The sequence below is a fragment of the Kistimonas scapharcae genome (assembly GCF_039540975.1).
GTDB classification, from domain to species: Bacteria; Pseudomonadota; Gammaproteobacteria; order Pseudomonadales; family Endozoicomonadaceae; genus Kistimonas; species Kistimonas scapharcae.
The window spans coordinates 1-895 of record NZ_BAABFL010000033.1; the positions used below are offsets into that span (position 1 = coordinate 1).

An 895-nucleotide genomic window follows, 5' to 3' on the forward strand; every position below is an offset into this window, starting at 1 on the left:
GCGTGGCGCCTGAAACACAAGCTCATGCAAGTCATGAAAGAGCGGGATGACAGCCGCCCTCTACAGGGATATGTGCAACTGGACGATGCCTACTGGGGCGGTGAAAAACATGGCGGCAAACGGGGAAGAGGTTCTGCAAACAAACACCCCTTTGTTGCTGCCGTGCAAACCAACGAAGAAAACTTCCCGCTGTATATGCGCTTTAGTATGGTTACCAGTTTCCGGAAAAAGGAGTTGGAACACTGGGCGAAAAAACATCTCGGGGATCATACCTGTTGTGTTGTCAGTGATGGACTCGGCGCATTCACGGGAATAGTCGACGCTGGACATTCACATACTGCAGTAGTGACAGGAGGTGGTCATGAATCGATGGCCAATGCGTTGTTTACGTGGGTCAACACCATGATCGGGAACGTCAAAAACTCCCTGAGAGGCAGTTACCACAATATTAGCCCCAGGCACCTGCCACGACACCTTGCAGAATACTGTTATCGATTTAACCGGCGCTTTGATTTGACGACAATGGTGTCAAGGCTGGGTTACATGGCTGCGTGAACCTGCCCCATGCCAGCAAGGCTTCTCAAGCTGGCTGAGCCACAGTGGTAATCAGGAAAGACTATACGCTTCTCACGCTCAGAGGACTTACATGACAAAGTCATCGAAGAGTTCAACTACGGAATGTGGTATCAACTTGTTTGATACATGTCCGTAAAACGTGTGAAATTTCTTTCCGTCAAATATTTTTTCAATGTATCTTCATCGTAAAAAACTTCCACCGCACGCCAGGCCTGTTGTTGAAGTGATCGCGAAATAGGTGCGTATTCTGGCACAACTTGAACACCGATTCTGGTAACTCTTGAACACCCATTCTGGTAAGTCTTGAACACTGATTCTG

Annotated in this window: 2 protein-coding genes; one reads left to right on the forward strand and one right to left on the reverse strand. The window is 48.4% G+C overall.

What is annotated here, in order from left to right; genetic code table 11:
* A partial coding sequence (locus ABD892_RS02375; protein WP_345193444.1) for an IS1595 family transposase occupies positions 1–555 on the forward strand: 555 nt, incomplete at its 5' end.
* A 131-nt stretch (positions 556–686) separates the two neighbouring features.
* Here ABD892_RS02375 and ABD892_RS02380 read toward each other — a convergent pair.
* Positions 687–895: hypothetical protein (locus ABD892_RS02380; protein ID WP_345193446.1), on the reverse strand; the 209-nt coding region annotated here is incomplete at its 5' end.